Annotated in this window: 30 protein-coding genes; 13 read left to right on the plus strand and 17 right to left on the minus strand. The window is 62.0% G+C overall.

Annotated elements, in window-relative coordinates; translation table 11 throughout:
- The first annotated feature begins 115 nt into the window (after positions 1-115).
- Positions 116-1744: a DUF882 domain-containing protein gene (locus I554_RS0122495; RefSeq protein ID WP_024574285.1), complete on the plus strand. Its 1629-nt coding sequence runs from the start codon at positions 116-118 to the stop codon at positions 1742-1744.
- 135 nt (positions 1745-1879) lie between these two features.
- Here the strand turns inward: I554_RS0122495 and I554_RS0122500 are convergent, their stop codons facing one another.
- Together I554_RS0122500 and I554_RS0122505 are read right to left on the minus strand one after the other, a co-directional pair.
- A complete protein-coding gene (locus I554_RS0122500) occupies positions 1880-2152 on the minus strand; it encodes a DUF2312 domain-containing protein (protein ID WP_024574284.1) in 273 nt (90 codons plus the stop codon).
- Positions 2153-2327: 175 nt separating this feature from the next.
- Entirely contained in the window at positions 2328-2630 is a 303-nt protein-coding gene (locus I554_RS0122505) for a DUF1244 domain-containing protein (protein WP_024574283.1), read from the minus strand.
- 297 nt (positions 2631-2927) lie between these two features.
- Here I554_RS0122505 and I554_RS0122510 point away from each other — a divergent pair, with 297 nt between their 5' ends.
- The gene (locus tag I554_RS0122510) at positions 2928-3455 is read left to right on the plus strand and encodes a DUF1036 domain-containing protein (protein WP_034461535.1); all 528 of its coding nucleotides are present in this window, start codon (positions 2928-2930) and stop codon (positions 3453-3455) included.
- Positions 3452-4888: a pyruvate kinase gene (pyk, locus tag I554_RS0122515; protein WP_024574281.1), complete on the plus strand. Its 1437-nt coding sequence runs from the start codon at positions 3452-3454 to the stop codon at positions 4886-4888. Before I554_RS0122510 ends, pyk begins: the two co-directional genes overlap by 4 nt.
- A gap of 16 nt (positions 4889-4904) precedes the next feature.
- On the opposite strand, the gene I554_RS0122520 is transcribed toward pyk, so the two are convergent.
- The 6 genes from I554_RS0122520 to ykgO form a co-directional block, all read right to left on the minus strand.
- Complete coding sequence (locus I554_RS0122520; RefSeq protein ID WP_024574280.1) at positions 4905-6386, minus strand: DUF1254 domain-containing protein; 1482 nt, start codon at positions 6384-6386, stop codon at positions 4905-4907.
- 364 nt (positions 6387-6750) lie between these two features.
- The gene (locus I554_RS0122525; RefSeq protein ID WP_024574279.1) at positions 6751-7152 is read right to left on the minus strand and encodes a phasin family protein; all 402 of its coding nucleotides are present in this window, start codon (positions 7150-7152) and stop codon (positions 6751-6753) included.
- 159 nt (positions 7153-7311) lie between these two features.
- On the minus strand, positions 7312-7701 hold the full coding sequence (locus tag I554_RS0122530; RefSeq protein WP_024574278.1) for a hypothetical protein: 390 nt from the start codon (positions 7699-7701) through the stop codon (positions 7312-7314).
- A gap of 176 nt (positions 7702-7877) precedes the next feature.
- Positions 7878-8846 (minus strand): alpha/beta hydrolase, encoded by a 969-nt coding sequence (locus I554_RS0122535; RefSeq protein WP_024574277.1) that lies wholly within the window; start codon positions 8844-8846, stop codon positions 7878-7880.
- A 112-nt stretch (positions 8847-8958) separates the two neighbouring features.
- A complete protein-coding gene (locus tag I554_RS0122540) occupies positions 8959-9615 on the minus strand; it encodes a tetratricopeptide repeat protein (protein WP_024574276.1) in 657 nt (218 codons plus the stop codon).
- A 136-nt stretch (positions 9616-9751) separates the two neighbouring features.
- A complete protein-coding gene (gene ykgO / locus I554_RS0122545; RefSeq protein WP_002713372.1) occupies positions 9752-9877 on the minus strand; it encodes a type B 50S ribosomal protein L36 in 126 nt (41 codons plus the stop codon).
- A gap of 330 nt (positions 9878-10207) precedes the next feature.
- Between ykgO and I554_RS0122550 the strand changes: the two genes are divergently transcribed.
- Entirely contained in the window at positions 10208-11239 is a 1032-nt protein-coding gene (locus I554_RS0122550) for a fatty acid desaturase (protein ID WP_029659314.1), read from the plus strand.
- Between the two features lie 88 nt (positions 11240-11327).
- On the opposite strand, the gene I554_RS0122555 is transcribed toward I554_RS0122550, so the two are convergent.
- The 5 genes from I554_RS0122555 to I554_RS0122575 form a co-directional block, all read right to left on the minus strand.
- Positions 11328-12293, minus strand: coding sequence for a tripartite tricarboxylate transporter substrate binding protein (locus tag I554_RS0122555; RefSeq protein ID WP_024574274.1), 966 nt, complete (start codon positions 12291-12293; stop codon positions 11328-11330).
- Between the two features lie 63 nt (positions 12294-12356).
- Positions 12357-13337 (minus strand): tripartite tricarboxylate transporter substrate binding protein, encoded by a 981-nt coding sequence (locus I554_RS0122560; protein WP_024574273.1) that lies wholly within the window; start codon positions 13335-13337, stop codon positions 12357-12359.
- 48 nt (positions 13338-13385) lie between these two features.
- A complete protein-coding gene (locus tag I554_RS0122565; RefSeq protein WP_024574272.1) occupies positions 13386-14624 on the minus strand; it encodes an FAD-dependent monooxygenase in 1239 nt (412 codons plus the stop codon).
- A 16-nt stretch (positions 14625-14640) separates the two neighbouring features.
- The gene (locus tag I554_RS0122570) at positions 14641-15090 is read right to left on the minus strand and encodes a MaoC family dehydratase (protein ID WP_024574271.1); all 450 of its coding nucleotides are present in this window, start codon (positions 15088-15090) and stop codon (positions 14641-14643) included.
- 16 nt (positions 15091-15106) lie between these two features.
- On the minus strand, positions 15107-15583 hold the full coding sequence (locus tag I554_RS0122575) for a MaoC family dehydratase (protein WP_024574270.1): 477 nt from the start codon (positions 15581-15583) through the stop codon (positions 15107-15109).
- A gap of 106 nt (positions 15584-15689) precedes the next feature.
- On the opposite strand from I554_RS0122575, the gene I554_RS0122580 reads away from it, so the two are divergent.
- A complete protein-coding gene (locus I554_RS0122580) occupies positions 15690-16460 on the plus strand; it encodes an IclR family transcriptional regulator C-terminal domain-containing protein (RefSeq protein WP_024574269.1) in 771 nt (256 codons plus the stop codon).
- A 161-nt stretch (positions 16461-16621) separates the two neighbouring features.
- A complete protein-coding gene (locus I554_RS0122585) occupies positions 16622-17941 on the plus strand; it encodes a DUF3422 domain-containing protein (RefSeq protein WP_051358595.1) in 1320 nt (439 codons plus the stop codon).
- Between the two features lie 5 nt (positions 17942-17946).
- Here I554_RS0122585 and I554_RS26600 read toward each other — a convergent pair whose 3' ends face one another.
- Positions 17947-18330 carry a DUF3175 domain-containing protein gene (locus I554_RS26600; protein ID WP_024574267.1) on the minus strand — a complete coding sequence of 128 codons (384 nt, stop codon included), beginning with the start codon at positions 18328-18330 and terminating at the stop codon, positions 17947-17949.
- 42 nt (positions 18331-18372) lie between these two features.
- Here I554_RS26600 and I554_RS0122595 point away from each other — a divergent pair, with 42 nt between their 5' ends.
- On the plus strand, positions 18373-18855 hold the full coding sequence (locus I554_RS0122595) for a YbaK/EbsC family protein (protein WP_024574266.1): 483 nt from the start codon (positions 18373-18375) through the stop codon (positions 18853-18855).
- Positions 18856-18862: 7 nt separating this feature from the next.
- On the opposite strand, the gene I554_RS0122600 is transcribed toward I554_RS0122595, so the two are convergent.
- A complete protein-coding gene (locus I554_RS0122600) occupies positions 18863-19861 on the minus strand; it encodes a tripartite tricarboxylate transporter substrate binding protein (protein ID WP_024574265.1) in 999 nt (332 codons plus the stop codon).
- A gap of 58 nt (positions 19862-19919) precedes the next feature.
- Here I554_RS0122600 and I554_RS0122605 point away from each other — a divergent pair, with 58 nt between their 5' ends.
- Positions 19920-20663 (plus strand): haloacid dehalogenase type II, encoded by a 744-nt coding sequence (locus I554_RS0122605; protein WP_024574264.1) that lies wholly within the window; start codon positions 19920-19922, stop codon positions 20661-20663.
- A 133-nt stretch (positions 20664-20796) separates the two neighbouring features.
- Complete coding sequence (locus tag I554_RS0122610) at positions 20797-21120, plus strand: hypothetical protein (protein WP_024574263.1); 324 nt, start codon at positions 20797-20799, stop codon at positions 21118-21120.
- A 78-nt stretch (positions 21121-21198) separates the two neighbouring features.
- On the opposite strand, the gene I554_RS0122615 is transcribed toward I554_RS0122610, so the two are convergent.
- Complete coding sequence (locus I554_RS0122615) at positions 21199-22776, minus strand: gamma-glutamyltransferase family protein (protein ID WP_024574262.1); 1578 nt, start codon at positions 22774-22776, stop codon at positions 21199-21201.
- Between the two features lie 82 nt (positions 22777-22858).
- A complete protein-coding gene (locus tag I554_RS0122620) occupies positions 22859-23773 on the minus strand; it encodes a LysR family transcriptional regulator (RefSeq protein WP_024574261.1) in 915 nt (304 codons plus the stop codon).
- A gap of 164 nt (positions 23774-23937) precedes the next feature.
- Here I554_RS0122620 and I554_RS0122625 point away from each other — a divergent pair, with 164 nt between their 5' ends.
- The 4 genes from I554_RS0122625 to I554_RS0122640 all read left to right on the plus strand — a co-directional run bounded on the left by I554_RS0122625 (position 23938) and on the right by I554_RS0122640 (position 26917).
- A complete protein-coding gene (locus I554_RS0122625) occupies positions 23938-24636 on the plus strand; it encodes a pirin family protein (RefSeq protein WP_024574260.1) in 699 nt (232 codons plus the stop codon).
- A gap of 58 nt (positions 24637-24694) precedes the next feature.
- Positions 24695-25294, plus strand: a complete 600-nt coding sequence (wrbA, locus tag I554_RS0122630; RefSeq protein WP_024574259.1) for an NAD(P)H:quinone oxidoreductase — start codon at positions 24695-24697, stop codon at positions 25292-25294.
- 296 nt (positions 25295-25590) lie between these two features.
- Complete coding sequence (locus I554_RS0122635) at positions 25591-26415, plus strand: alpha/beta hydrolase (protein ID WP_024574258.1); 825 nt, start codon at positions 25591-25593, stop codon at positions 26413-26415.
- Positions 26416-26548: 133 nt separating this feature from the next.
- A complete protein-coding gene (locus I554_RS0122640; protein WP_024574257.1) occupies positions 26549-26917 on the plus strand; it encodes a CsbD family protein in 369 nt (122 codons plus the stop codon).
- Positions 26918-26987 lie beyond the last annotated feature (70 nt).

Raw genomic sequence — 26987 nt, forward strand, 5'->3', positions numbered from 1 at the left:
CGTGGGGATTGGTAAATATCGATTAACCCTCCTGCCTTAGGACTATGTTCATCCTCTCCCGTTGCGTGGGGTAGCGGGGGATCACCTAACAGACTGACGGCTGACGGGATTCTGAGTGGCGGGCGGTTTTCCACGCGGCATTGGCTTTGAATGGCTTTCGCGCACTTCGGTGCGCGTCGGCCTTGCCTCGCTGCTGCTGGTCGCGACCAACGCCCGCTCCGTCCACAACGCCACCGCCGACGGCGATACCCGCACCCTCTCCTTCCACCACACCCATTCCGGCGAAGACCTCACCGTCACCTTCAAGCGCAACGGCCGCTACGACGAAGCCTCGCTGAAGAAACTCAATCACTTCCTGCGCGACTGGCGCAGCCAAGACTCCACCACCATGGACCGCCGGCTGTTCGACATCGTCTGGGAAGTCTACCGCGACGTCGACGGCAAGCAGCCGATCCAGATCATTTCCGCCTATCGCTCGCCCGCCACCAACGCCATGCTCCGCCGCCGCTCCTCGGGAGTGGCGCGCCACAGCCAGCATATGCAGGGCCACGCGATGGATTTCTTCATCCCCGGCGTGCCCCTCGAACAGATCCGCTACGCCGGACTTCGCCTGCAACGCGGCGGCGTCGGCTTCTACCCCACCTCCGGATCGCCGTTCGTGCATCTCGATGTCGGCAGCATCCGCCACTGGCCGCGCATGACCCACGACCAACTCGCGCGCGTGTTCCCCGATGGCCGCACCGTGCATGTGCCGTCCGACGGCAAGCCGCTGAAGAACTATGAGCTTGCGCTGGCCGACATTCAGCGCCGCGGCAACGGCGAGGACATCGCCGCGCCGTCGAAGTCGAAGAGTTTCCTGGCCTCGCTGTTCGGCCGCAAGACGGCGGACGACGAGGAAGAGGTCGGCAACGACGATGTCGCACGTGGCGGCAAGGTTACGCAGGTGGCGATGGCCGCAGCCGACAAGGCCAAGGACGCTGCGCAAGCCACCGTCACCGCCGCCGAGAAGGTTCTCGAACGCGTGCCGTTGCCCCGCGCGAAGCCCGCAGGCGCGACGTCCTATCAGGTCGCTTCGGCCGAACCCAAGGCCGTCGCCCTCGCGAAAGCCCAGCCGGCGCTCAAACCAGTTCCTGCCGACGAATACGCCCCGCAATCTCCCATCGATATCATCAACGCCCGCGGCTTCTGGGATAACGAGCCGGCGCCGAAGCCTGCAGTTGCACAGGCCCAGATCGCCGCCCTTAAGGCCCGCGGCGCAGTGGTCGCCTCCGATCCGCAGTTCACCGCCAGCCTGCCGCAGAACGTATCGCAGGCGCTGGCCTATGCGCCCGCGGATGCCCCGCTCGACCGCGCCCAGATCGTCGCCGCCAGCGCGCCCGTTCCGCGCAGCAACCCGCGCCTCGCCGCACTCGCACCCAATCCGATGTCCGGCGCAGAGATCAAGGCCAACCGTCAGGGCCCGGTCGCGACCGCGGCCCGTATCAAGCAGGCCTCCCAGACCAACGACATCTGGATGCGCGCGATGATCCTCGCGCCGAGCGCCAGCACGTCGCTGTCCGTTTCGTCGCTCGGCGATCAGGACATGACCGTGATGCGTGTCCACTTCGTCAAGCCGAACGCGGCGGTGGCGATGACGTTCTCGGAAGATCCGCAGATGGGCATCGTCTGCGAGAAGTTCACGGGACCTGCGACCGCGACGCTGTCGACCACATCGTTCGCGATGCGCACCGCCGCGCTGCGGTAAACCGTCATTGCCGGGCAATAGCCGTTCGAAGAACGGCGTCGCTTCGCTCGCCTATGACCCGGCAATCCATCTTCTCAAGATCTCTGGATGGATGCGCGGGTCAAGCCCGCGCCTGACAAACAGTATGTGTATGCCTCACAGCATTCCGAGCGCCTGCATGTAGGTCTCCAGGATCGTTTCCTGTTCCTGGCGCTCGTCGGCATCCTGCTTGCGCATGCGGATGATGGTCCGCAGTGCCTTCACATCGAAGCCGTTACCCTTGGCCTCGCCGTAAACGTCCTTGATGTCGTCGCTGATGGCCTTCTTTTCTTCCTCGAGCTTCTCGATCCGCTCGATGATGGCCTTGAGCTGACCCTTGGCGAAGCTATGCGCGGTGTCGTCGTTGTCTTTCTCGGCAGGCATAGCCATCGGAGATACTCCTGAACTCGATATGGGGCTTTAGGAAAGCGTGCGCGGCCGCACGTCATTGGCGGGTCACACTCAAGAGTGGGGGCTGTCCCGTCAAGGCAGAGTCACGGTCATCCACAGTGACCCACAGAAGAAAGAAAAGCCGGCGCTGGCGCGCCGATTTCGCTTGCGTGTTTCAGTGACCGGCGTGGCTTTTCTTCATGGCCGCGACCTGCTCTGGCGTCGCCTCGGTCTGATAGGTCGCCTTCCAGGTCTCATAGGGCATGCCATAGACGGCCTCGCGGCTGTCGTCCTTGGTCAGCGCCACACCCTTCGCGTCGGCGGCCTCCTTCAGCCAGTTCGACAGGCAATTGCGGCAGAAGCCCGCCAGATTCATCAGGTCGATATTCTGCACGTCGGTCCGTCCGCGCAGATGCGCGACAAGCCGGCGGAAAACCGCTGCTTCCAATTCTGTCCGGGTCTTGTCATCCATGGCCATGGTCATTTTTCCGCCATTTCATCCGTCGTATGAGCCGTCCCATAAGGGCTTCTAACATGGGACCGTATCCGGTGATTTTCCATATGGTGGAAAAAACCAAACCGGCCCGCGCCGCAGCGCGGCAAGTGGCCTATTAACGGGTGCGCATGGTTTGGCGAAACCGCGAAGCCCCCTTATAGTGAGCGGGCCTGACCGACATGGGATCTCCGACTTTTGCCGATCATGGTCAATGTGTTACGCGAAATCAACGAACGGTTGATAGTACTTGGTTAGATGACAGCCCCGATTTCCCACCGCATGACGCTTTCCCGCACGATTACCGCCGCCCTCACCGGGCTTGTAGCGCTGATCGGACTGTGCGCGTGGAGCGCACCGGCGGCCGCGGATTTCCGGCTCTGCAACAACACCTCGAGCCGGGTCGGCATCGCGCTTGGTTACAAGGACAATGAGGGCTGGGTTACGGAGGGCTGGTGGAACGTGTCGTCGCGGGCCTGCGAAACCCTGCTCCGTGGAACGCTTGTCGCACGATACTATTATATCTACGCCATCGACTATGACCGCGGCGGTGAGTGGTCGGGGCAAGCCTTCATGTGTTCACGCGACAAGGAATTCACCATCAAGGGCACGGAAGACTGTCTGGCACGCGGTTTCGACCGCACCGGCTATTTCGAGGTCGATACCGGCGAACAGCGGGCATGGACCGTGCAACTGACCGAATCCAACGAACAGAACCCGCGTACTCCAGGCCTTCCCGGCATGCCGAATGCGCCGGGGGCTGCACAACCCGGCGCACTTCCCGGTGCAGCTCCTGGAAATCCTAAATGAGACGTCTGCGACGCATCAAGATTCTAGCCACGCTTGGACCGGCATCGTCGGACAGCGCCTCCATCCGCAAGCTGTTCGAGGCCGGCGCGGACGTGTTCCGCATCAACATGAGCCACACGCCGCACGACAAGATGCGCGAGCTTGTGGCGACGATCCGCAATGTGGAAGGCAGCTACGGACGGCCGATCGGCATCCTGGTCGATCTTCAGGGACCGAAGCTGCGGCTGGGCAATTTCGAGAACGGTTTTGTCGAACTCAACAACGGCGCGATGTTCACGCTCGATTCGGATACGACGCCGGGCAACAAGAATCGCGTCCATCTTCCCCATCCGGAAATCCTGAAAGCGCTGCGGCCGGGGCATGCGCTGCTGATCGACGATGGCAAGCTTCGCCTGATCGCGGAGGAAACATCCCCCGATCACGCACTGGTCCGCGTCGTGACAGGCGGCAAGATGTCTGACCGCAAGGGCGTCAGCCTGCCCGACACCGACCTGCCGGTGTCCGCCATGACACCGAAGGACCGCGCCGATCTCGAGGCCGCGTTAGAAACCGGCATCGACTGGGTCGCGTTGTCGTTCGTGCAGCGCGCAGACGACGTCATCGAGGCCAAGAAGCTCGTGCGCGGCCGCGCGGCGATCATGTCGAAGATCGAGAAGCCGCAGGCAATCGACCGTCTTGCCGAAATCATGGAAGCCTCCGACGCGCTGATGGTTGCGCGCGGCGATCTCGGCGTCGAACTGCCGGCCGAACGGGTGCCCGGACTTCAGAAGCAGATGACGCGCATGGCGCGGCGCGCCGGCAAACCGGTGGTGATCGCGACGCAGATGCTCGAATCGATGATCACGTCACCGGTGCCGACACGCGCCGAAGTCTCCGACGTCGCCAACGCTGTATTCGAAGGCGCGGACGCCATCATGCTGTCGGCGGAATCTGCCGCAGGCAAGTTCCCGGTCGAAGCGGTACTGACCATGAACCGCATCGGCGAGGAATGCGAACGCGACCCGACCTATCGCGGCGTCATTGCCGCGCAGCGGCCCGAACCCGAAGCCACCGCCGGCGACGCCATTGCCGACGCGGCGCGGCAGATCGCCGAGACGCTCGATCTTTCCGCCATCGTCTGCTGGACCAGCTCCGGCTCGACCGCGCTGCGCGTTGCGCGCGAACGGCCGAAGCCACCGGTGGTCGCCATCACACCGAGCGTCAATACCGGCCGGAAATTATCGCTGGTCTGGGGCGTGCATTGCGTGATCGCCGAAGACGCCCACGATCAGGACGACATGATCGACCGTGCGGCGCGTATCTCGTTCCGTGACGGCTTCGCAAAGGCCGGCCAGCGCGTCATCATCGTCGCCGGCGTGCCGCTTGGCACGCCGGGGACGACGAACATGGTGCGCATCGCCTATGTCGGCCCCGAGCGCGACGCCGACATCTGAGAACGATAGCTTCGTCCTACTTCGTCGACTGGCCCACCGTTTCCTGGACCCGCATCACGGGCGGCGGATTCCATTTCCCGGTCAACGCGTCCGATTGAGGACCGTAGAGACGCATCGTCAGGTTGAATGCACCCTTTGGTGCAGGAAGCCAGTTCGCCTCCTTGTCCGCCCCCGGACTCTCGTTCTGGAAATACAGCGTGAGCGAGCCATCCGGATTGGTCTTGAAGGGCATCCAGCTGCTGACAGCAAACCGGTTGAGGGTGTTGGCAACCTGAAAACCGTCAGGATCATACAGCGTGAACGACCAGAAACCGTTCACCGGCGGCATGCTGCCCTTGTCGAAATTGATCGTATACTTGTGGGCGCCATCGAGCGGTTTGCCGGTGTCGTCCGCAAGATTGAGCGGATAGATCGCGTCCTCAGGCAGGTTCGCGCCGAGACCCATCTGCGCGACGATGGCCCGCTTGAGATAATAGTTTCCATACACGCCCATCGTGTCGGTGTTCATCGACCAGCCGTTCACAACACGGGCGAGCGTCGGCACCTTCCATTCCATCAGCTTTCGCGCAGCTTCCGGGGCGGATTCGATCGCCTTCCTCACCGCCGGATCAACCCTCGCAATATCGAAACTCTTCCCCGGCTCGATGCCGATCCGCTTCATCTGCGCAATGATCGGCTGGTCGGTGTCGTGGGGCGGGTTGATCTTGAGAATCTCGGACGCGTAAGCGAAGTATTTGCCGGCCGCCATGGTATCGACCTGGGTCTTCGGCGGCGTCTTCATATCGATAGACGGGTCGATTCTGACCTCGACCGGCTTTGCCGGCTTTCCCCATTCCGACAGCGGCGTGATCTTGTAGCCGGCCTGGATCTTGTGAACCGCGGCATAGTCCGGCGGGCCATCCGTCTTGGTGCGTCCGATGACCCAGACCTGCGGCGTCGGCGCGTGAATGACCTGCGTTTCCTTTGGAAGCTTGAACTCCTCGACCAGCCGGTCCCGCAGATCAGGCCGCCAGTTCGGGGGCACGATCAGGAAGTTGCCGGCTTGCGTTCCCGTGGTGCGCGATCCCGGAGAAGCGAAAACATCCGACCACATGTCGAGCATGGGAAGGAGATAAAAGCGGCCGGCCGTGTCCGGCGCGGAAACGACGACGGGCCCCTTCGTCATGTCCAGATAGCCACTGGAATACAGCGTATCGAAATTCGGACGAACGACGGCCCTCATGTCGGCCGCTGGAAACTCCGGAATGTTGGCAAACGTGTTCGCAGGTCCGCCAATTCCCCTACCCGGCTCCGCGTTCGTCAGTTGCTTACGCGTCACATCCATCGTCACCAGCGGATAGAAATAGATGTAGGCGTCGGTCGCGATCGCGAGGGCTTCCTGCTCGGAAAGCGGCGCGGTCTGTGCCGTTGCGGTGATTGGGATTTGCAATGTTCCTGCCGCGGCCAGCGCAGCGAACAGTCTCAAGCTGAAATGAGCTTTCTTCACGGGAGTAAGCATCACACGTCCTCCGTTCGATTTTCAATTTCCCTTGGCAATACTGAGAGAGAGAGAGAGAGAGAGAGAGAGAGAGAGAGCACGGGCATTCGTGCGCTGCATCGGAGAGGGCACTGGCGCAGCCACTCTGAAAAATCGCCCGCATTGAAAATTACTCTACGGTTCCCGATCGAGCAACCGAATGCAATTCGAAAGGTCAGGCTGGATGACCATTCGAGACAACGCGCATCAAATTTGATCGATTAGCGTGATACGCGGCGATACAGCCGAGCCTCACCACACAAGAAGAGTTTGGTGCAGGAGCATTGGCGCGCCCGGCATCTCGTCGGGCGCGTCGTAACGGCTGGGGCGCGGGTGCACGCTGATCTCAGGCAGCCTTGTCGGTATGGATGACCGTATCGCGGATTTCGCGCGCCGTGCGGCTCACATCCTCGACAGTCCCTTGAGTGAGCTTCAGCATGCGCTGTGCTTCCTCACCGTACTGGGTGAAAGCTGTCTGCCAGAACTGAGCATAGACCTGCTGGAGATCCTGCAACGAGCGGCAATCGTGGATCGAGCGGAAGAACTGGGCATCCTCACGGAGCCGCATCCCGACAAACTCGGACCATTCCTTGCCGACCGCTTGCATGTTGGTGCTGACCTGCGCGTTGAACTTCGCGATTTCGTTCAGCATGGTTCCGTTCATCTCGCTGACGCGCGCGAGATCGGGAAACGGAATCGTTTCCGCGACTTTGTTGAAAGCATTGTCATTGTTCGATGGGGTTGTCATGTCCGACCTTCATTCTGCTGGAGCGAGAACAGGACGCGTATAACAATGACACTCGATCACCGATCGATGGCAGCAGTATGATGCTCATCGCATCGTGAATGAAAAGATTCGTGCGCTCCGATGCACATGCATGTTGCGCGTGCGAGCCGAGCGAACGATTTATCGCGGCGTGGCGGCCGCGCGGCGCTCGCTCCGAACCACCAGCCAGCCGAACAGCAGCATATCGCCGAGCAGGACAAACGATCCGATGCCTGCATAAGGCTCACCCGCCTTGTTGCCCGCGTGCAGCATCGCAACACCCACGGTCAACGCGATCGTGCCGACGATCCAGATCCATACCTGCGTCAGCGCGATACGCGAAACTTCCAGCGCCGGATGAAGGCGATAGAAAATCCCGAACAGAAACAACGACACCCAGCCGAGCAGGTTGAGGTGAGCGTGCGCGGGCATGGCGGAATGGTCCTGCGACATCGCCATGACGATGCCCCAGGACATGCCGACGAGAACGGCGATGACAGCGGCGAAGAAACTCAAGGACGAAGCTTTCACGGAAATCTCCAATCAAAATCAAAATTGAGAAATGCGGCACGCGCCGCTGCGAAAGACGCCGACCTAGCAATGGCGGGAGCAGAAATCAACGCACCGGTTCCGTTACCACCAAAATTGCTTGCAATTACGTGGTAATTTTTCCCGCCGACGTGTCAGCGCGAGCGGTTCGGAGCGGGTCAGTCAGGCTTGCGCGCGGTGGCGGAAAAAGCCTGGGCCTTGGCCGCGATCGCTTCGATCTCGGCAACAATCAGATCTGTTGCATAAACTTGCGGCATGTGGCCGCCGTTCGGCAACACCACGAGTTTGGTCTGTGGCACGGCGGCAGCGAATGGCCGCGAATGAATGTCGGTCGAAACGGTCTTGTCGGCGTCGCCGGTCACAATCGTCACCGGTATCCGGATCGACGGATACTTTGGCGACTGCCTGACCATTTCCGCCTTTAGCGTTGTGAGGTCCCAAGCATTGTCGAGAAACACCTGCGGCCGCAACACCATCCGCACCGCGGTCGCATCGATATAGCCGTCCGGCATCGTCTGCGGCGCGAACACATACCGCGTTCCAGGATCAACCAGAAAGAGCCCGAGCGGCAATGTGACCGTATAGGCGAGCAACTGTCCTATCACCGGAATGGCAGCGATCCTGTTGTACCGTCCGACCCCGCCCGGCCACGGATACGCCACCGGCGACAGCATCATGATCGCGGCGACACGCCGCGGATGGTCCAGCGCCATAGTCGGCATCATCGCGCCGGCCCATGAGTGACCGACCATGATCGCCTGATCGATACCGAGTTTGCCGAGGGCCTCGTCGATCATCCGGGCCTGAATCGCGGGCGTCGAATCTTCGGTGCGGCCGCGCGTGCTCCAGCCGTGGCCCGGCCGGTCGATCAGGAGGACGCGATGATCTTTCGCCAGCCGCTCGCCGAGCGGCTGGCGCATGGTTTGCAAACTCGAACTCGCGCCATGAATGAGGACGATCGGCAGACCGGGCGCGTAAGTCGGGCCTAATTCCACGACATGAAGCCGCGCACCTTTGACGTCCACGAACCTCCCTTGCGGCGGATAGGCACGTTCAAGCGCAAAAACGCCCGCCTGCGTTATCAGCGCCAGCACCGCCAGCGTGACCACAGCCGCCAAAACAATCATGGAAAGAATCCGGGGAATTTTCTGCACGGCGGGAGATACGAACGACCGGTGAATAGGTTTCACGTCAAAACAACCCGGCCGGTATGCCGGTCAGAATACAATGAATGACTGGTTAGATATCCCGGCCCTCGACTTTCTCGGACAGGGTCTTCACGAGATCGGGGACACGTTCAAGGTACGGATTGATGGCGAGCGCCTTGCGGAAGGCGTCTAGCGCATGCTTTTCGTCGCCGGTCTCCTGCATGATCATGCCAAGCCCCGCCAGGGCGCCGAAGTGGCGCGGCTCGCGGATCAGCACCTGCCGGATGTCTTCCATCGAGCGGCTGTAGTCGTTCTGAAGATAATAGATCGTCGCACGCCGGTTCCACGCTTCGATGTAATCGGGGCGCAACTTGATGACCGCATCGAGCAGCTTCAGCGCGACATCGGTGTCTTTACTATCCAGCGCGATCTTGGCCCGCGCCATCAAGAGCGCCGCGGTATCGCTCGGCGTCGCCGTCCAGACCGCCCAGATCCGGGCTTCGACAGCTTTGGCGCTCTCCTGATCCGGAGCGGCCTTCAGTGCGCCGAACAGGAAATCGAGATTCTTGGCCTTGTCGCCGATCACGCGCGGGAGCTTGGCGGGCGGCTGCGGCAGTTTCTTTTGCTTGCCGGGCGGTGTGAGCTGCGGAGCCTGTGCCGCGGCGGGGGTCGCAGCGAACGCCACGAGCGTCAGAGCGACGATCGCGAGTTTCAGGACAGCCGTGGTCCATTCCGTCTTGGATGCCATGACGGAAAGTCTAAACGCGGAAAGCGCCGCGTGCAAAGCACAAGCGGCGTCAAACGGCTGTGATATGAGGGAAGTTCTGGGATAGACCTGCCAGCCGCTGGCGGCTGGCGACATCATCGAACAATCGGGCGACGAATCAGCCCTGGCGCGCCTTGAAGCGGCGCTGAACCTTGTTGATGACATAAACCCGGCCCTTGCGGCGGACCAGACGGTTGTTGCGGTTACGGCCGCGCAGGGACTTCAGCGAATTACGGACCTTCATGGGACAATGCTCTCTGGAAGGCCGCGTTGCAGGCCGAGTATGAAACCGTTGGTTGATGGGCATATCCCGCAGGCCAAGCCGCGCGGGACAGGGCGGTTTCTATGCCATCGGGGGCACAAATGTCAATCCGATCAGGCAAATTCAGGGCCCTACAACCGGGTCAAATTGCCCCGAATGGAACCCTTTTTCGGACTTTCCGGGGCCTAAATCTCTCTCTAATCAGACATCTGAGCCGTTCGCAGCCGCCGTTCTTCATCTTTGGCGGTCCATGCGTTAAACACGGCCTTGGCCCCACCCGGAAGGCAGTTTGGACCCCCGTTGACCGCTGAAATGACTAACAATCGTCCGGCGGCCGCGAAAGCGGTCCCCCTGACCGGCGCCGCAGAGCCTGGCTTCTCAGGCCGCCTGCCGCTGCCCGCAGGCGTCAGCCTGAACCGCATCGAGTGGGGCTCAGCCCTCCCTATCCTGTTTTACCATCTGGTGGCGCTGCTGGCGTTCCTTCCCTGGACCTTCAGCTGGACGGGCTTGATCGTCGCTGTGATCGTTGCCCGCCTGAGCGGGCTCCTCGGCATCAATATCGGCTATCACCGTCTGCTCACCCATCGCGGTTTTCGCTGCCCGAAGTGGTTCGAGCATGTGCTCGTGGTCATCGCCATTTGCTGTGTGGAAGATACACCGGCCCGCTGGGTCGCGGTGCACCGCCGGCATCATCAGCACGCAGACGAGCAGCCCGATCCGCACAGCCCGCTGGTGAACTTCCTGTGGGGCCATATCGGCTGGCTGATCATCAAGAATCCCGAGCTCAATCGCCTCGGCATCTACGACCGCTACGCCAAGGACATTTTGCGTGACCCGTTCTATGTCGCGCTCGAACGCAACTGGCTTCAGCTCAAGATCATCCTGATCCAGTGGGTGGTGTTTTTCGGCCTCGGCTTTCTCGCTGAACTGGCGATGGGCGGCACGGCGATGCAGGCTTTGCAGTTCGGGCTGAGCATTTTGATCTGGGGCGTGTTCGTGCGCACGGTGTTCGTCTGGCATCAGACCTGGGCGGTGAATTCCATCACCCACCTGTGGGGCTACCGGAACTACCAGACTGACGAAGACAGCCGGAACAACGTGTTCATCGGTCTCCTTGCGCACGGCGAAGGCTGGCACAACAATCACCACGCCGATCCGCGTTCGGCGCGCCACGGACACAAATGGTGGGAGTTCGATACGACCTGGCTGACCATTCGCCTGTTCGAAAAGCTTGGACTAGCAACGGACGTTGTCGGCCCGAGCCCTTATGTGATGGCCAAGGCCGGAGCGACGACGGGCCAGACCATCACAACGCATGGTCCCGACGGCACTCCCACTCACTAAGGCGACAACGCCGCGCTTTCTTGCAGCCAGTCAAAAGCCCGCCCCGGACGATCCCGGAGCGGGCTTTCTGCATTCGGGAAAACGGTCTTTACTGCTGCGGCACGTTGGCGGTCTTCACGACGCCCGCCCACTTGTCCATCTCGGCATGGACGAACCTGGTGAAGTCGGCACCGGTGAGCCTGCCGGGTTCGACGCCCTGCCCTGCGAACTTCTCGCGCGTCGCGGGCGACGCGAGAATCTCCTTCACCGCCGCAACCAGCTTGGTGTAGGCCGCATTGCCATTCGCGGTAGGCATGTAGAGGCCGAACCACGCGGTCGCCTCGAAACCCTTCACGCCGGCTTCATCGAGCGTCGGCACGTCGGGCAGCGATGCGGCGCGCTCCTTGCTGGTCACCGCAAGCACGCGGATGGTCCCGCCGGAGGCAGCAGGCAGAACCGTCGGCAGCGTGTCGAACATGATCGGAATGTGTCCGCCGATCAGATCGTTCATCGCAGGCGCCGCGCCCTTGTAGGGAACGTGCACGATGTCGACACCGGCCATCTGCTTGAATAACTCGCCCGACAGATGGTTGGCGCCGCCGATACCGGCGGACCCGAACGAATACTTGCCCGGTTCCTTCTTGGCCATTGCGATCAGTTCGCCGACGTTCTTGGCGGGGAAGGATGCGGTGACAACGAGGGCGTTCGGTGCGCTCGCCACCAGAGCAACCGGCGAGAACTCCTTGCGCGGATCGAACGGCAGTTGCTTGTAGAGGCTCGGGTTGATGACGTGGTGGGTTGCGGTCAGCAGCAGCACGCTGCCATCGGCGGGCGATTTCGCCACGACCTCGGAGCCGATGATGCCCGACGCGCCGGCACGGTTCTCGACAATGGTCGTGACGCCGAGCTTCTCGCCGAGATACTGCGCAACAAAGCGCGCAAGAATGTCGGTGGTGCCGCCGGCCGGGAACGGCACGATGATCTTCACATTGTTGACGGGAAACTGCTCGCTGGCGCTGACGGCCGAAGTGGCCAGCAGGAACACGGAGCAGATCGCGGCAAGTAGTGATTTCATGATTTCAACCTGACTTGAGTTTGTATGGCGAGCATCATCCTCGCCAGCGGGATTGATCCAGCCTCAGGGCTGGCGCAGCAGCTTGGCGCGCTCAACCAGCGAGCGTTCGGAGAGATAGAATTCGCCGGCCCACTGCTGATATTCGCCGGGCGGCTTCTGCCACTGCGTCTGACCCAGGGTCACCAGCAGCTTCTTGTATTCATCGCTGTCGGCCGCGGCCTTGAAGGCCTTGTACAGCCTGTCGACGACGGCGGGCGGCATTCCCTTCGGTCCGACCAGTCCATACGGCGCGGGATAAACCAGATCATAGCCGAGACTCTTGGCTGTCGGCACGCCGGGCAGCGACGCCACCGGCTGCGGATCGAACGAGAGCAGCACGCGCATCTTTCCCGACTCGACATAAGGCAAAATGGTGCCGATGGCATCGACCGTCGACATGGTGTGACCGCCGAGAACCGCGGTCACCGCTTCGCTGCTGCCCTTGTATCCGACATGGGTGATCTTCACGTCCGCCATTCCGGCCAGCGCTTCCGCGAGCAGATGCATGGTGGTGCCTGCACCCGCGGTTGCGACCGTGAGAACGTCGGGATTCTTCTTGGCATAGCCTACGAAATCAGCAGGCGTCTTGAGTGGCGAGTCAGCGTTGACCGCGAGCACAAAGGTGTAGCCGCCGAGACCCGCGATCCAGGTGAAGTCCTTGATCGGATCCCAGTCCACTTTCTGCATGTAGGGATAGCGCAGCAGTCCAGCCGTTGCCGCCGCGATAGTGTAGCCATCGGGCGCATCGGTTTTTGCCATGGTCGACGGGGCGAGCGTCGCACCGGCACCCGGCCGGTTTTCAACGATGATCGGCTGACCAAGATCCTTGGAGGCCAGCTCGGCGAGCTTGCGGAATGTCGTGTCGGTCGCACCGCCCGCCGCGAAGCCGACCAGCAGCCTGATCGGCCGCGTCGGATAAGCATCCTGAGCCATGGCGATCTGCGATGTCGCAGCCATCAAGCCAACTGCAACCAATGCCGAGCGCATCACATCCAAATACCGCATTTACGTCTCCCTCCTGTTCCGGATTGTTTCCGGTTCTTGATCTGTCGGTTATCGCGAAACGTCAGAAACGCTCCACGATTTCCGGGTGTTCAGCGCATCGACATCGAATCCCGCAAGCTGCTTGTAGCGGCGTTCGACATCCTGCAACTCGGCTTTCGCATCGCCATGCGCTCCGCTGCGCGCCAGCGCGCTCACCCGCGCCATCACATCGCCTGCCTGCCGCCGATTTGCGAGCTGTACTTCGCTCGCAACCGGCCGGCGCTGCGCGTCATAAGCGCGCAATGCGTCATCGGTGGTCGCAGCGGTCGCCAGCTCATAAGCCAGCACCCGCGCATCGAGGATCGCCTGCGACGCACCGTTGGAGCCGAACGGATACATTGCGTGCGCGGCATCGCCGAGCAGCGCGCATCGTCCAAAAATCCAGCGCGGCAACGGATCGATATCCGCCATCGGATATTCATAAGACTCGGATGACGATGACACGAGGTGATGCACGTCGAGCCAATCGAAGCGGTAATCTTTTACGAACTCGGCGATCACATTGGTCGGCACCGGAAGATTCCAGTTGCCGAGTTCTGTCTCAGCGCGCGTGGCGTCTTTCGGGCGGACCAGCAACCAGTTGATGACGCCATCCGCGATCGGATAGACCACCACGCGCTGGGTCTCATCCCCGATAATCACCATCGAGCGTCCGGAAAGAAACGGCCCGGCCCTGGTGACGCCGCGGTACATGACCCAGCCGTTCGATGCGAGGGGCGTGACCGCGCCATAAAGACTGTCGCGCGACGGCGAGCGAATTCCGTCGGCGCAGATCGCAACATCGGCCGTATAGGACACCGGACGATCCTCGAACAGATCGGTGGCGGCGATGACGGCCCTGTTATTCGTGCTGCTGATGCCTGTCACGCGCTGCGCGACACGGATCGCCGATGGGCCCAGGCGTTCGCGCACGGCGTCGACAAGAAGCCGTTGCAGCGTACCGCGATGAATGGAGTATTGCGGCCAGCGATAGCCCGCGTCGAGGCCGCGCGGTTCAGCCCAGATCAACTGGCCTTTCGGATCGTAGTAGGCCAGCTCCTTGGTCGGAACGCCGACCTTCTCAAGCGCATCGCCAAGGCCGAGTTCGCTCAATTCGCGAACGGCGTGCGGCGGCAAGTTGATGCCGACGCCGACGTCGCGGATTTCACGCGCGGCTTCAAGCAGGAGAATGTCTTCCTGGCCGGCGGCGTGCAAAGACAACGCCGCCGTCAGTCCGCCAACTCCTGCGCCTATGATCGCGACCGACATCGCGCCTCGACTCCGGTCAGGCAGCCGCGGCTGCGCGCGGAAATTCCACCATGGCTTCGCCGACAGCGACCTTTTCGCCGCTCTGGTTCTTCACCAGCACGTCGATCAGCACAAAGCGCGAGTTCTTGGTGGTCTGCTTGGCCTTGATGATGCCCACCGGCTGAATGGTATCGCCCGGCTTCACCGGCTTCACCCAGCGCGTTTCGAGGCGGCGATGAATGGCGCCTGCGGGATAGGCCCAGTCGGTCAGCATCCGGGTAATCAGCCCGAAGTTGTTCATGCCGTGCATGATGATGCCGCCGAAATTGGTCTTGCCGAAATCGCCCTTCATGTAGTTGTCGTCGAGATGCAGCGGGTTGTAGTCGAGCGATGCATCGCAGAACAGGCGGATGGATTCGCGCGAGACCGCGAACTTCGGGCCGTCGATGCTGTCGCCGACCGAGAGGGTTTCGAATGTGGTCGTCATGTTTGAACTCCTCGCGTTACATCGGCCGGATGGTCTGGCCGCGGCCGGAACAGATCACGTCGCCGTGCTGATTGAAGAAGACGTTGTCGTGGACCACGAACAGCCGCTCGCGCTTGATGAACTTGTCGAGCGCGCGAGCCTGCAGCGTAATCGTGTCGCCGGGCCGTGCGGGCTTGTTGTAGCTCCAGGACTGGCCGGCATTCACGGTGCCGGGTGAGCGCATCCAGTCATCGGTTTCCGTGCAGGCAAACATCAGCAGGATGTGAATCGACGGCGGCGCGATGATCCCGCCCCAGGGCGTGGTCTTCGCATAAGCCTCATCGAGATAAAGCGGGTTGGTTTCGCCGACAGCCTTGCAGAGGAGCGCGATGGCTTCCTTGGTCAGCAGGTAGGGAATCGTCTTGCGCGGTTCACCCGGGACGATCTCGTCCCAGACCTTTCGCAAATTTTCGTCCTTCCAGAAGTCGGTCTCGAAAGCTTGTGCTTGCGCCATGGCAATCTCTCATCTATGTTCATCAGGCGAACTTTATACTCACCACACGAACACTATGGTCCGGCTTTCCCAGCATGACAAGCCTGATCTTTCCGAGGATTTCAGAATGCCTAAAGAGAGTGACGGCTTCGTCCGTGCCATCGCGAGAGGATTTTCGGTGGTCGAGGCGTTGGGACGGCCGCCCGGACGGCACACGTTGTCGGAGACAGCGGCGGCCGCGGGACTGACGCGCGCAACGGCGCGGCGCATGCTCGCAACGCTGGTGGCTCTGAATTACTGCGAAGCCGATGGACGTTACTTCAGCCTGCGCCCCCGCGCGCTTGGTCTCGGATTGTCCTATCTCAACGCGCTGCCTTACTGGGGCTACGCCCAGCGCGCGCTCGAGGATCTGCGCAACGAGATCGGGGAATCCTGCGCGCTGGCTGTGCTCGATGAAACCGAGATCGTGTATGCGCTGCGTCTGCCGGCACGGCGCATCCTGTCCGCCAATCTCGGCATCGGCAGCCGCCTGCCCGCGCATCTGATCTCGCTCGGCCGCGTGCTGCTCGCAGCACTGCCGCCAGAGCAGCGCACCCAGTATCTCGCCAGCATCGAATTCAAGCAGGTGACTCCCCGCACATTGACCTGCCCGATCAAACTCGGCGAGGAACTCGTGCGCGTGGAGCAGCAGGGTTACGCCTGGATCGACGGTGAACTCGATCCCGCGATTTGCGGCATCGCGGTGCCGGTGCGCGATCAGGCCGGCCATGTGGTGGCCGCTGTCAGCATCAACACCATTTCGGGCACGATAACCGAGGCTGAAGCCAAGAAGAAATTTCTGGTGGCGCTCAAACGGACCGCGCAGGACATCCGGACCCAGACAGCGGCGAACGGCTAGCTGGTCGTCGGGTCGCGCAGCACTGCGCCGCAGCGGCAACGGCGATTCCAATATGAATTCGGATGCCTATGAGGCAGCCGGATTCGCGCGCGCCTCACAAGTCTGGTTGCAAAGACATGGCCGCCGCCTGCATGATCGCGGCAGGCAAAAGAGATTGCACCATGGCGGTCATCCACCAGAGCGGGAATGCCGGTCCTACAGGCGCGCCACAGGGCGGACTTGTGCTGTCGCCGCATGCCGAGCGCGAGGCCGTGCTCAGCGAACTACACGCACGGCCGTTCGAGGCGTTGACCTCGCCATGCCGTGCGATCCGCTTCGCGTTCCTTACCGACGCCGCGCAGATGAGCGTCAACGCTGACTCCCTCGCGCAGTTTTGTGCCGCTCATCATCTGACAGATCTCTCCGCGGCCGCGAAACACCGGCGCATTGCCTTGCCTGGCGCCATCCTGCGCTGGGAGCAGCACAGCGAATTCACCACCTACACCTGGCTGCTGGAAGGCACGGAAGGCGCGAGCGGCGACGCGCCGCCCGCAACTGTTGCCGCGGCCATGGCCGAGATCGGCCAGCCTGGCCCGCATCTGGTGTCGATCGATCTGCATGTGGAGAGCGGCGACGCGCCCGATCTCGCGCGGCTGTTCGATCCGGCGTCACTTGCAGCCTCGCAGGTGCTCAACGGCCACGCGACCCTCGCCACGGATTTTCAGGTCAATGCCGGCGGCTTTGTCCGCTTCCTAGTGCACAATCACGGCCTGACACCGGTCGAGACCGGCGGCCTGGTGCTGCGGATCCTCGAAATCGAGACCTATCGCTGCTTCGCCCTGCTCGGCTTGCCGCTGGCACATCGCATCACGCCGGTGATCCGCAACGCCGAGGATCGATTGACCCACATCATGACCGCGATGACAAAGGACGGCGGCGGACTCGAAATCAACCGCGAACTGCTCGACGAGATCACCTCGCTCGCGGCACGCGTCGAGGCCGAAGCGGCGATCGCCGGCTATCGCTTCGCGGCGAGCGCGGCCTATGACGACATCGTGCGCCAGCGCCTCGAGGTGATCGGCGAAAAGTCGTCCGGCGGCTGGCCGACGCTGGCGGATTTTCTCGGGCGGCGGCTCAACCCGGCGATGCGCACCTGCCAGACGCTCAACACGCGCATGCAGGATCTCAACAAGAAATTGACCCGTGCGGCAAACCTGCTGCGCACACGCATCGACGTCGAGATCGAACAACAGAACCGCGATCTGCTCGCGGCCATGAGCGAGCGCGCACGGATGCAGCTTCGCCTGCAACAGACCGTGGAAGGGCTTTCCGTTGCGGCCATCAGCTACTATGTCGCAAGCCTGCTTCACTACGTGTTCGAATCGGCGGAGCATTACCTGCCGGTCAGCCCCACCGCCGCGACTGGCCTCAGCATTCCCTTCGTCGTGATCGCGTTGACCGTGCTGCTCTGGCGGGTCAAGCGCAGCCACGGTCACGCCTGAGCAGATTACGCCGCCCTGCCGAAGGCCTTGCGCAGTTCGCCTTTCGCGGCGTTGAGCTTTTTCTTTTCTGCTGCGGACAGATTCTTGCCGCGCCGGTTGATGTAAAAATTCAGCATCGACATCGCCGACTGGTACGGGCTGGCCTTGCGGCGATGGCTGCGCTCCGCCGAGCGCTTCAACGAACGCGCGATGGCGGCAGGACTCCGCTGCTTAAACAGATGATGCTTGAGATCGAGCGCATCGCTGGTGGCTGTGACACGGCCCGACCATTTACCGACGGAACGCTTGGCCGACGTATGCCTCTTACCTGCCTTCCTTGCAGATGCTTTCCCTGCAGATAATGTCCTTCGCGTCCGTCTTGCGGACGATTTGCGCGCGGCTGTGGACATGATAGGTCCTTTCCGAAAATCCGGTATTGCACAGGACAAAGCATGAGCGTCGAAACGGTTCGCGCGTTTTTCGCGAAAAATGCGCCCGATATTACCGTCATTGAATCCGGCAAGAGTTCCGCCACTGTGGCGCTGGCCGCCCAAGCCTTTGGCGTGACACCTGCGGAGATCGCCAAGACATTGTCATTGCGCGTGGGTGACCGCGTGCTGCTGGTGGTCACCTGCGGCACGGCCCGGCTCGACAACAAGAAGGCGCGCGCGGTGTTCGGCGGCAAGCCGCGCATGCTCAGCGCCGAGGAAGCGCTCGAGGCCACCGGCCATCCGGTCGGCGGCATCTGCCCGTTCGGACTGAAGACGCCGCTGCCGGTCTATTGCGACATTTCACTGAAGGCCTTCAGTGAAGTCGTGCCGGCTGCCGGCTCGATCAACAGCGCGGTGCGCATCTCGCCCGCTCGCATGGCCGAACTGACGAATGCCGAATGGATCGATGTCAGCGAGGTCCGTGAACAGAGCGAGGTCGCGTAGCCGCGCGCTACTCCACCTTGCCGATCTTCTTCACTGCTGCGATCAGCCGGGCGCTATCGGCGTCGACAAATTTCGCGAACTCCGGTGCGTCGAGGTAAGCAACGGGACTGCCTGCGGTCTCGAATGTTTTCACCACTTCCGGGGCGCGCACCGCTTCGCCCATTGCCGCGCGCAGTTTTGTCATGATCGGCGCGGGCAACGCCGTCTGCGCGAACAAGCCGGCCCAGATATAGAACTCGACGTCCTTGTAACCGAGTTCCTGAAACGTTGGCACGTCGGGAAAGCTCGCGACGCGTTTCGCCCCCCATCCGGCCAGCACGCGCATCTTGCCGTCATCAACCTGCGCACGCAGCGTGCCCGGTGCCGACGCCACCGCCTGCACCGTGCCGGTCAGCAATCCGGTGAGTGCGGGACCGGCACCACGAAACGGCACATGCAGCAGCTTGATCCCGGCACTCGCCGCGAACATCTCCATGGCGATGTGCAGCGTGCCGTAGGGCCCGGACGAGCCGTAGGGTATCTGGCCCGGCCGCGCCTTCGCGTCCTCGACGAAATCCTTCACCGTTTTCCACGGCGCGGACGCGGGTACCGCCAGCATGGTCGGATCGGCGAGCACCCGTGCCACCGGCGCAAACTGCGACATCTCATAGGCCACCGGGCGGTCGAACAGCCGGTCGGCTTCCGGCAGCACTGCCAGCGACGAGAGTGTCATCAGCAGCGTATAGCCGTCAGGCTCGGCGCGCGCAGCCGCAGCATTGCCGACCGAACCGCCGCCGCCGCCGGCGCGGTTGTCGACGATCACGGGTTTTCCCAGAATGCGCTCCAGCGCCAGGGCCACCGGCCGCGCCGCGAGATCCGCCTGCCCGCCAGCGGGAAACGGTACGATCATGGTGATGTTGCGCGACGGCCATGCCGCCTGTGCATTGGCGTTGCCGGACAGCGTGTGCAATGCAACCTGTGACAGCGGCACAACTGCAGCCGCTTTCAGAAGCTCGCGCCGATTCATGATGCCTCCCTGAGAATTTGTTTTTATTCTTTGTCGCCATACCCTGAAGGAAGCTCAGATGACGATCAAGGCCGTTGTGTTCGATGCTTACGGCACGCTCTATGACGTGCAGTCGGTCGCCGCGGTCACCGATGAGGCCTTTCCCGGTTACGGTGAACTCATCACCCAGATCTGGCGCCTGAAGCAGCTCGAATACACCTGGCTGCGCTCGCTGATGGGACGCTACGAGGATTTCTCGGTCATCACGCGGCAATCGCTGACGTTCACGCTCAAGGCACTCGGCCTGACGTTCGATGAGAAGGCCTTCGAGCGCATCATGGAGAAGTATGTCCATCTCGATCTCTATCCGGATGCGAAAGCGGCGCTTGCGGCGATGAGAGACCGCAAGCTTGCGATCCTGTCGAACGGCAGCTCCGACATGCTGAATGCGCTGGTGCGCAACACCGGCCTCGACACCATTCTCGATGCCACCATCAGCATCGACACGACGAAGATCTTCAAGCCGTCACCGCGCACCTATGACCTGATCGAATCGAATCTCGCCGTGAAGCCGCATGAGGTACTGTTCGTCTCCTCCAATCCGTTCGATGCCTGCGGCGCCAAGGCGTGCGGCCTGAACGTGGCCTGGATCGAACGCGTGACGCCGCAGGCGATGGCGGCCGAATTCGTGAAGGGCGGCCTCGTGCGGCCGCTGTCGATGTTCAAGGCGATCCGCATGCAGATGGATGAGTTCGGCTGGGAACCGGACTATCGCATTGGTGCGCTGGCGGATTTGCCGGAACTGCTCGCCGCACACCCCTAATTCGCGGGCAAGCCGCAGTGTTGCGAAATTGATTCGCCGGTACTGTCTTCGCAGTTCAGGCATGCCGCTGGAGATCGAAAAGCCTTCCATCTGGCACGATTGATGCTTCGCATTTCCTCAAGGAGGTGATGTGATGCGATCAGTCATTTTCTTGTTTCTGACAGTGGCTCTGCTGATAACCCGCGTCTGCTTCGCGCATGACGCGGATGGACGTCCGAACTGGATCGCCGAAGGGTCCTACAGAGGTTCCGATGGCGTTCACTGTTGCGGACCGAGCGATTGCGAACAGTTGAGTTCCGACGAGGTTCAGGTCCGGCCCGACGGAATCTGGCTGACGCGATTCAAGGAACTGGTTCCGTTCGAGCAGGCGACACCGAGCGAAGACGGCAAGACATGGCGATGTCACAACCTCTCGGGTGAGAGGCGGTGCTTTTTCATGAAGTACGGCAATACATGACAATGCCAATCGCGCGCGGCTGATAGCCGCGCCGGTTGATGTGCCGCCGGACGCATGACGTGCGCCCGGAACGAGTGCTCAAATGCCGAGCGCCACGCCATCCTTGCGATGGTCGGTGGCGCCGAGCAAGACCCCGCGTTCGTGATCGATCCAGATCGCCTGACAGCCGCCGATGGCGACATCGGCCCATTTCACATCGTGCCCGCGCGCGGCGAGCTCCGTGCCGATCTCTTTGCCAAAGGTTGGCTCCAGCGACAGCACGCCTTCGAATGCGAACGAGCGCGGCGCTTCCGACGCAGCCTGAATGTCCATGCCGAGGTCGAACACGTTGGAGAGAAAGTTGCCGTGGCCGGTCGCCTGATAGTGGCCGCCCATCACGCCGAACGGCATCATGCAGCGTCCGTTCTTCATCACCATGCCCGGAATGATGGTGTGCATCGGCCGCTTGTTCGGGCCGAGCGCATTGGGGTGACCGGGCTGAAGCCGGAAGCCCCAGCCGCGATTGTGCAGCAGCACGCCGGACTTCGGCGCATAGATTCCGCTGCCGAACGGCTGGAACAGTGAGTTGATGAACGACACCGCGTTGAGATAGCGGTCCACCACGGTGACGTAGACCGTATCCTTGTGCTCGATGTCGTCCCAGTCGACAGCCGCACTGGCCCGCGTCATGTCGATCTTATTGCGGATCGCGCCGATATACGCGTCCGAGAGAAAATGCGCGGCATCGACCTTGCCGTGTGCGGGGTCGCAGAAGAACGCATCGCGCGCGCGATATGCCGCCTTGGTCGCTTCCGCGAGGAGATGAACGCGATCAACTTCGGCAAGCGCCTTGATATCATAGGCCGCCAGCGTGCGCAGGATCATCAAGGCCGCCAAGCCCTGCCCGTTCGGCGGACATTCGAGAATGTCATGGCCGCCGTAGCTGGTAGAGATCGGCGTCACGTCTTCGGGCGCGTTTGCGGCGAAGTCCGCAACGGTGTGCACACCGCCAAGGCCTTGCAGCACGCTCACGAGTTCTTCCGCGATCTCGCCCTCGTAAAACGCTGCACGGCCTTCCTTCGCGATGCGGCGCAGCGTCTTGCCGAGTGCCGGCTGGCTGCGCCGGTCACCAATCGCAGGCGCGACGCCGCCGGGGAGATAATGCGCTGTCGCCGCCGGATTGCTTTCGAGCTTCGCACGGTTGCGCGACCAGTCCGACGCCACGCGCGGCGTGATGCGGAAACCGTTTTCAGCGGCATCGATCGCCGGCTTGAAGATCTCTTCCAGCGATTTGCTGCCGTGCTTCGCAGCAAGCTTGCACCATGCATCGATCGCACCCGGAACGGTGACGCCTTCGATCGAGGTCGGTGTGAGCGCCTTCGCGCCCTTGGCCATCGTGGCAGCGAGATCGGTCTTTGCCGGCGTGCGACCCGATCCATTGAGCGCCATCGGCGTGCCCGCCTTCGGTGAATAGATGACAAAGCAGTCGCCGCCGATCCCGGTCATCTGCGGCTCGACCACGCCCTGCAAGGCAACCGCCGCAATGGCGGCGTCCATCGCGTTGCCGCCGGCTTTCAAAATGTCGAGCGCGGCGAGAGTCGCCTGCGGGTGCGAGGTCGCGGCCATGCCGCGTTCCCCCACTGCGATGGAGCGGGACGGCGAGATGAAATTGCGCATTCAGGGAAACCTTCGAGGATGGAAACCCATGTTACGCAGACTTGGCTCGCCAATCCAGTGCGGAACAGGAACGTGATCGGACTTAGCGGACCGCGCGTCTGGTGCGGCCAAGCTTGTCGGCGAGAAAATCCGCCAGCACTTCGACACGCGCGGGGCGCGGCCCGCCTGGCGGCATCACCAGATGCACCGCGCCCTCGGGCTGTTTCCAGTCCTTGAGGATGATTTCGAGTTGTCCCAACGCAATCGCGTCGCCGACGATGAAATCCGGCAGATCCGCGATCCCGAGCCCGGCCAGCAGCGCCGGCATGGCCGCTTCGCCGTTATTGACCCGCAGTTGTCCAGACGGCCGCACCGTCGCCTGCTCGCCCGCCGCATTGACGTAGTGCCAGACACCCGGTGTCGAGAAATACGCGTAGCCGAAGCATTTGTGCTGAGCGAGATGCATCGGATGCGTCGGACGGCCATATTTCTTGAGATAGGACGGCGCCGCCACCGTGTAGCGCCGCATGTCGCTCAACCGGCGCGCAACGAGCGATGAATCCGGCAGGCGCGCGATGCGGATGCCGGCGTCGAAGCCGTCGCCGATCAGATCGACCATGGCATCGCTCAGATGCAGGTCGATGGACACTTCGGGATAGGCGCTCAGAAACTCCGGCAGCAGCGGCGCAATGACCCGGACGCCATAGGTCATCGGCACAGCAAAGCGCACCAGACCGCGCGGCGCGGACGATTGCGCCAGCGCTTCGTTCTCCGCCGCCTCGCCGTCCATCAGAAGTCGTGCCGCACGCTCGGACAGTCTCTGGCCGGCATCGGTCAGCGCCAGTTGCCGCGAGGTGCGGTTGAACAGCCGTGCGCCGAGCCGGTCCTCAAGACGGCTGACGGCCTTGGAAACAGTCGCCTTCGAAAGCGCCAGTTCGGTTGCAGCCCCTGCAAACGATCGCATTTCCACGACTTTGGCGAAGATCGCCAGCGCTTCGAAGTCCGGAAGCCTGGGCATGCGAGCCATCCCTCATGTGTCAAATATGGAAACAATGAGTTTCCATAGTTTCTATTTATGCACCATTCGGGAGCGCTTATCCATAACCCATCGAATTCGAGGTTACCCACGGTGCATCACGCACCCGGCGGTCACCTCAAGCACATTCAACGAAGGAATATTCCATGATCGAACTTCGGCCATTCAACAAACTCGGCAGCGCCAATCACGGCTGGCTCAAGGCGAAGCATCACTTTTCGTTCGGCAGCCACTATGACCCGAACAATATGAATCACGGCAGCCTGCGCGTCTGGAACGACGATGAGATTGCGCCGAACACCGGCTTCCCTGCGCATCCCCATGCCAACATGGAAATCATCACCTTCGTTCGCGAAGGCGCGATCACGCATCAGGACTCGCTCGGCAACAAGGGCCGCACCGAGGCAGGCGATGTGCAGGTGATGAGCGCAGGCTCGGGCATCCGCCACTCCGAGTACAATCTTGAACCGGTGACGACCAAGATCTTCCAGATCTGGATCGAGCCGACGCAGGAAGGCGGACAGCCGTGCTGGGGCGCGAAGCCGTTCCCGAAGGCCGACCGCTCCGGCAAGTTCGTCACCATCGCCAGCGGCTTCAAGGCCGACAACGATGCGCTGCCGATCCGCGCCGACGCTCGCGTGCTGGCAACAACGCTGAAGGCCGGCGAGACCGCTGAGTATGCGCTCGGCGAGACGCGCTACGGCTATCTCGTTCCGGCGCTCGGCAGCATTGAGGTCAACGGCGTGCGCGCCAATGCCCGCGACGGCGTCGCGGTCCAGAAAGAAGCGTCGGTGAAAGTCACCGCGCTCGAAGACACCGAACTCGTTCTCGTGGATGCGGCTTAAGCCGCATCCATTCCCTCTCGCCAATCCCCATTCAACCCTGAAAACTAAGGAGGCCATCATGGCCAAGGTTCTTGTTCTTTACTATTCGGCTTACGGACACATTGAAGCGATGGCGAACGCCGTCGCCGAGGGCGCACGCGAAGCCGGCGCCACCGTTGACATCAAGCGCGTGCCTGAACTGGTGCCGCCCGAGGTCGCGAAGGCTTCGTACTACAAGGTCGATCAGGCCGCGCCGGTCGCCAAGATCGAGGATCTTGTAAACTACGACGCGATCATCGTCGGCACCGGCACCCGCTTTGGCCGCATCTCGTCGCAGATGGCCAACTTCCTCGATCAGGCCGGCGGCCTGTGGGCGAAGGGCGCGTTGCACGGCAAGGTCGGCGGTGCGTTCAGTTCATCCGCCACCCAGCACGGCGGCCAGGAGACCACGCTGTTCTCGATCATCACCAACCTGCTGCACTTCGGCATGGTCGTGGTCGGCCTGAACTACGGTTTCGCCGGACAGATGGGTGTCAAGGAAGTCACCGGCGGCTCGCCCTACGGCGCGACCACCATCACCGACGGCGACGGCAGCCGCCAGCCGAGCGCGAACGAACTTGCGGGTGCCCGCTATCAGGGCAAGACCATCGCGGAAACCGCGAAGAAGCTGCACGGCTGATCGAAGCGGCATAGACACGCAACAAAGGCGGCGCTGGCAGCAGCGCCGCCTTTTTCATGCTCCGGCATCAAAAACCCGAAAGAGCAAAAAAGGAAAAAACACGATGCGTTTGTCGAAAGCCCGCGTCTCAAAAAGAGGCCAATATGACATTCTCAGGCGTAACAGCAGACTGCCTGGATTTTCCGCGCAAATAACGGCACCCGCTCATGTCATCGAAACAGTGAACGAGCTATCGTATCAAGGGTGCCACCCGATTAGCCGGCTCGTTCTCGGGAAGCTGAAAGGACAAAACGAATATGCCTACGATTAAAACCAAAGACGGCGTTGAGATTTTCTACAAGGACTGGGGCTCGGGACAACCGATCGTTTTCAGTCACGGCTGGCCTCTGTCGTCGGACGACTGGGACACGCAGATGCTGTTCTTCCTGGGCAAGGGCTTTCGCGTCATCGCTCACGACAGACGCGGTCACGGCCGCTCGGCACAGGTGGCCGACGGCCACGACATGGATCACTACGCTGACGATCTGGCCGCGCTGACCGCGCATCTCGATTTGAAAAACGCGGTGCATGTCGGCCATTCGACCGGCGGCGGTGAAGTGGTGCACTACATCGCACGCCACGGCGAAAGCCGGGTCGCAAAAGCCGCCATCATTGCCGCCGTTCCACCACTGATGGTGAAAACCGCATCGAATCCCGGCGGCTTGCCAAAGGACGTGTTCGACGGATTGCAGGCGCAGACGGCGACCAACCGCGCGCAGTTCTATCGCGATCTGCCGGCCGGACCGTTCTACGGGTATAACCGGCCGGGCGCGAAGCCGTCGGAAGGCATCATCCAGAACTGGTGGCGTCAGGGCATGATGGGCAGCGCCAAGGCTCACTATGACGGCATCGTCGCCTTCTCGCAGACCGACTTCACCGAGGATCTGAAGAAGATCAACGTTCCCGTTCTGGTGATGCACGGCGACGACGACCAGATCGTGCCCTATGCCGATTCAGGACCGCTGTCCGCCAAGCTGCTGAAGAACGGTACGCTCAAAACCTACAAGGGCTTTCCGCACGGCATGCCCACAACGGAAGCCGAAACGATCAACGCCGATCTCCTGGCGTTCATCAAAAGCTGACAGCAAACTGCCAAATGCAAAAGGCCCGCTCGTTGAGCGGGCCTTTTCTGTTGTTCGGAGATTATCGCGTCTGCCGACGGAACCCATGGCGGGTCAGACAGTTGTCGGTCCATCAGCCCCGGAGAACATGACAATGGACAAGGATCGGATCACTGGCGCCGCGAAAGACGCCGCAGGAAAAATCGAAGGCGCATTCGGGCGCGCAACGAGCGATGCATCCGCGGAGGCTTCGGGGCGTGCACGCGAGGCCGCCGGAACGGTGCAAAATCTGTACGGCCAGGCGAAGGACGCCGCCCGTGACATCGGTGACGCCGCAAGCGGGTATGCGAAGGAAGCTCTCGATACCGGCAGCGATATTTATCGCGACGGCAATAAAGCGGTCGCATCCGCCGTTCGCGAGCAACCGCTCGGTGCATTGCTCGTTGCGGGTGCGGTCGGCTTCGCGCTTGCCTTGATGCTGAACCGTCAGCCGCGCCGGCGAACGCTGCGCAGCTATTACTGACCGCGGACAAGAGAATGCAACGGGCGCGCCGTAATGCGCGCCCGTTGATGTTTGCGCAAAATGAGAAATG

The sequence above is a fragment of the Afipia sp. OHSU_II-C1 genome (genome assembly GCF_000497575.1).
Taxonomy (GTDB): Bacteria; Pseudomonadota; Alphaproteobacteria; order Rhizobiales; family Xanthobacteraceae; genus Afipia.

Excerpts from the sequence above, each read along its gene's own strand:
- I554_RS0122500 (WP_024574284.1), bottom strand. The coding sequence starts at position 2,152 with ATGGCTATGCCTGCCGAGAAAGACAACGACGACACCGCGCATAGCTTC.
- I554_RS0122505 (WP_024574283.1), bottom strand. The coding sequence starts at position 2,630 with ATGGCCATGGATGACAAGACCCGGACAGAATTGGAAGCAGCGGTTTTC.
- I554_RS0122510 (WP_034461535.1), top strand. The coding sequence starts at position 2,928 with ATGACGCTTTCCCGCACGATTACCGCCGCCCTCACCGGGCTTGTAGCG.
- pyk (WP_024574281.1), top strand. The coding sequence starts at position 3,452 with ATGAGACGTCTGCGACGCATCAAGATTCTAGCCACGCTTGGACCGGCA.
- I554_RS0122520 (WP_024574280.1), bottom strand. The coding sequence starts at position 6,386 with ATGCTTACTCCCGTGAAGAAAGCTCATTTCAGCTTGAGACTGTTCGCT.
- I554_RS0122525 (WP_024574279.1), bottom strand. The coding sequence starts at position 7,152 with ATGACAACCCCATCGAACAATGACAATGCTTTCAACAAAGTCGCGGAA.
- I554_RS0122535 (WP_024574277.1), bottom strand. The coding sequence starts at position 8,846 with ATGATTGTTTTGGCGGCTGTGGTCACGCTGGCGGTGCTGGCGCTGATA.
- I554_RS0122540 (WP_024574276.1), bottom strand. The coding sequence starts at position 9,615 with ATGGCATCCAAGACGGAATGGACCACGGCTGTCCTGAAACTCGCGATC.
- ykgO (WP_002713372.1), bottom strand. The coding sequence starts at position 9,877 with ATGAAGGTCCGTAATTCGCTGAAGTCCCTGCGCGGCCGTAACCGCAAC.
- I554_RS0122550 (WP_029659314.1), top strand. The coding sequence starts at position 10,208 with ATGACTAACAATCGTCCGGCGGCCGCGAAAGCGGTCCCCCTGACCGGC.
- I554_RS0122555 (WP_024574274.1), bottom strand. The coding sequence starts at position 12,293 with ATGAAATCACTACTTGCCGCGATCTGCTCCGTGTTCCTGCTGGCCACT.
- I554_RS0122560 (WP_024574273.1), bottom strand. The coding sequence starts at position 13,337 with ATGCGGTATTTGGATGTGATGCGCTCGGCATTGGTTGCAGTTGGCTTG.
- I554_RS0122565 (WP_024574272.1), bottom strand. The coding sequence starts at position 14,624 with ATGTCGGTCGCGATCATAGGCGCAGGAGTTGGCGGACTGACGGCGGCG.
- I554_RS0122570 (WP_024574271.1), bottom strand. The coding sequence starts at position 15,090 with ATGACGACCACATTCGAAACCCTCTCGGTCGGCGACAGCATCGACGGC.
- I554_RS0122575 (WP_024574270.1), bottom strand. The coding sequence starts at position 15,583 with ATGGCGCAAGCACAAGCTTTCGAGACCGACTTCTGGAAGGACGAAAAT.
- I554_RS0122580 (WP_024574269.1), top strand. The coding sequence starts at position 15,690 with ATGCCTAAAGAGAGTGACGGCTTCGTCCGTGCCATCGCGAGAGGATTT.
- I554_RS0122585 (WP_051358595.1), top strand. The coding sequence starts at position 16,622 with ATGGCGGTCATCCACCAGAGCGGGAATGCCGGTCCTACAGGCGCGCCA.
- I554_RS26600 (WP_024574267.1), bottom strand. The coding sequence starts at position 18,330 with ATGTCCACAGCCGCGCGCAAATCGTCCGCAAGACGGACGCGAAGGACA.
- I554_RS0122595 (WP_024574266.1), top strand. The coding sequence starts at position 18,373 with ATGAGCGTCGAAACGGTTCGCGCGTTTTTCGCGAAAAATGCGCCCGAT.
- I554_RS0122600 (WP_024574265.1), bottom strand. The coding sequence starts at position 19,861 with ATGAATCGGCGCGAGCTTCTGAAAGCGGCTGCAGTTGTGCCGCTGTCA.
- I554_RS0122605 (WP_024574264.1), top strand. The coding sequence starts at position 19,920 with ATGACGATCAAGGCCGTTGTGTTCGATGCTTACGGCACGCTCTATGAC.
- I554_RS0122610 (WP_024574263.1), top strand. The coding sequence starts at position 20,797 with ATGCGATCAGTCATTTTCTTGTTTCTGACAGTGGCTCTGCTGATAACC.
- I554_RS0122615 (WP_024574262.1), bottom strand. The coding sequence starts at position 22,776 with ATGCGCAATTTCATCTCGCCGTCCCGCTCCATCGCAGTGGGGGAACGC.
- I554_RS0122620 (WP_024574261.1), bottom strand. The coding sequence starts at position 23,773 with ATGCCCAGGCTTCCGGACTTCGAAGCGCTGGCGATCTTCGCCAAAGTC.
- I554_RS0122625 (WP_024574260.1), top strand. The coding sequence starts at position 23,938 with ATGATCGAACTTCGGCCATTCAACAAACTCGGCAGCGCCAATCACGGC.
- wrbA (WP_024574259.1), top strand. The coding sequence starts at position 24,695 with ATGGCCAAGGTTCTTGTTCTTTACTATTCGGCTTACGGACACATTGAA.
- I554_RS0122635 (WP_024574258.1), top strand. The coding sequence starts at position 25,591 with ATGCCTACGATTAAAACCAAAGACGGCGTTGAGATTTTCTACAAGGAC.
- I554_RS0122640 (WP_024574257.1), top strand. The coding sequence starts at position 26,549 with ATGGACAAGGATCGGATCACTGGCGCCGCGAAAGACGCCGCAGGAAAA.